Origin of the sequence: Mesorhizobium sp. M7A.F.Ca.US.002.01.1.1 (assembly GCF_004022955.1) — a bacterium.
Taxonomy (GTDB): Bacteria; Pseudomonadota; Alphaproteobacteria; order Rhizobiales; family Rhizobiaceae; genus Mesorhizobium; species Mesorhizobium ciceri.
The window spans coordinates 1-1841 of the sequence record NZ_RZQE01000778.1; the positions used below are offsets into that span (position 1 = coordinate 1).

A 1841-nucleotide genomic window follows, 5' to 3' on the forward strand; every position below is an offset into this window, starting at 1 on the left:
CCGCCACCGCCGCGTCGCGGCAATAGGCATCGGCGCCGACGGCCTTGCCGAATTCCTCGTTCAGCGGTGCGCCGCCGACCAGCACGACATAATCGTCGCGGATGCCCTTTTCCTTCATCGTGTCGATGACGACCTTCATATAGGGCATGGTCGTGGTCAGCAGTGCGGACATGCCGATGATGTCGGGCTGGTGCTGTTCGATCGCATCGAGATATTTCTCGACCGCATTGTTGATGCCGAGATCGATGACGTCGAAGCCAGCGCCCTCCATCATCATGCCGACAAGGTTCTTGCCGATATCGTGGATGTCGCCCTTGACGGTGCCGATGACCATCTTGCCTTGCTTGGGCGCGCCGGTGGCGGCGAGCAGCGGGCGCAGGATGAACATGCCCGCCTTCATCGCATTGGCGGAAAGCAGCACTTCCGGCACGAACAGGATGCCGTCGCGAAAATCCTCGCCGACGATGCGCATGCCTTCGACCAGCGCCTCGGTCAGCACCTTGTAAGGCGCCCAGCCGCGCTCGAGCAGGATGTTGGTGCCTTCTTCGATCTCTTCCTTCAGCCCGTCATAGAGATCGTCGTGCATCTGCTGCACCAACTCGTCGTCGGAAAGTTCGGAAAGGATGATCTCGTCGTCGGACATTTGTATCGAGCTCCTGCCGGCATCGCGACCATGTCGCAAGGCACATATCTTCGCGTTCATACCTAACCCGCTGAGGGCATGTATCCATAGCTGATTTGCGACTTCCCGCAAAAGGAAAGCGACCGTAACTCTCTTGGAATTCTTGTCGATTTTGCGACAGGCGTTGGCGCTGGCGGGCCGTTTCGAATAGGGTGCATGGCTACGATCTGGCAAGAAGCGGCGAGAGCAGCCGCTATGGATTCCAGACAAGAACAGATTCAGGGAAGAACACCATGAGCGAATACGCGGCAGTCGATCAGGAAGCGTCAAACGCGCGACGTGGGCGCGGCGCCAGCGGCGGGGCTGCTGCCCGGCGGGCCGCGCGTTCGGGCGGAGGCCCGGGCACGCAGCTCACCTACATCAAGCGCAAGATCAACGTTTACGAGGTGCTGGACGAGGAAGGCCTGGCGCTGATCGAGAAGAACACCGACACGGTTCTCGAGGAGATCGGCATCATCTTTCGCGACGATGCAGAAGCGCTGCAACTGTGGAAAGAGGCCGGCGCCGACGTCAAGGGCGAGCGCGTGCATTTCCCGAAGGGGCTGTGCCGTTCGCTGCTCAAGACCGCACCGTCCGTCTACACCCAGCACGCCCGCAATTCCGAGCGTTCGGTGCAGATCGGTGGCAATGCCACCGTGTTCGCGCCGGTCTATGGCCCGCCCTTCGTGCGTGACCTCGACGGTGTCAGGCGCTACGCGACGATCGAGGATTTCCAGAATTTCGTTAAGCTCGCCTATATGGCGCCGTCGATCCACCATTCGGGCGGCACGGTATGCGAGCCGGTCGATGTGCCGGTCAACAAGCGCCATCTCGACATGATCTACAGCCACATCAAATATTCCGATAAGCCGTTCATGGGCTCGGTGACCGCGCCGGAACGCGCCGAGGACACCGTCGCCATGGCCAAGATCGTGTTCGGCGACGATTTCGTCGAGAACAACACGGTGCTGACCAGCCTGATCAACGCCAACTCGCCGATGGTGTTCGACGAGACCATGCTCGGTGCGTTGAAAGTCTATGCGCGCCACAACCAGGCCTGCATCGTCACGCCGTTCATCCTCGCCGGCGCGATGAGCCCGGTGACGGTGGCCGGCACGCTGACGCAGGTTCTGGCCGAAGTGCTGGCCACCGTCACCGGGCTCATCGCGCCGGCGAGGAT

Annotated in this window: 2 protein-coding genes; one reads left to right on the forward strand and one right to left on the reverse strand. The window is 61.2% G+C overall.

Translation table 11 applies throughout. The features are described 5' to 3' along the window. A partial coding sequence (locus EN932_RS35325; protein ID WP_128369483.1) for a B12-binding domain-containing protein occupies window positions 1-643 on the reverse strand: 643 nt, incomplete at its 3' end. A gap of 272 nt (window positions 644-915) precedes the next feature. On the opposite strand from EN932_RS35325, the gene EN932_RS35330 reads away from it, so the two are divergent. Next, window positions 916-1841, forward strand: a 926-nt coding sequence (locus EN932_RS35330) for a trimethylamine methyltransferase family protein (protein ID WP_206619010.1), incomplete at its 3' end; no start/stop codon positions are given.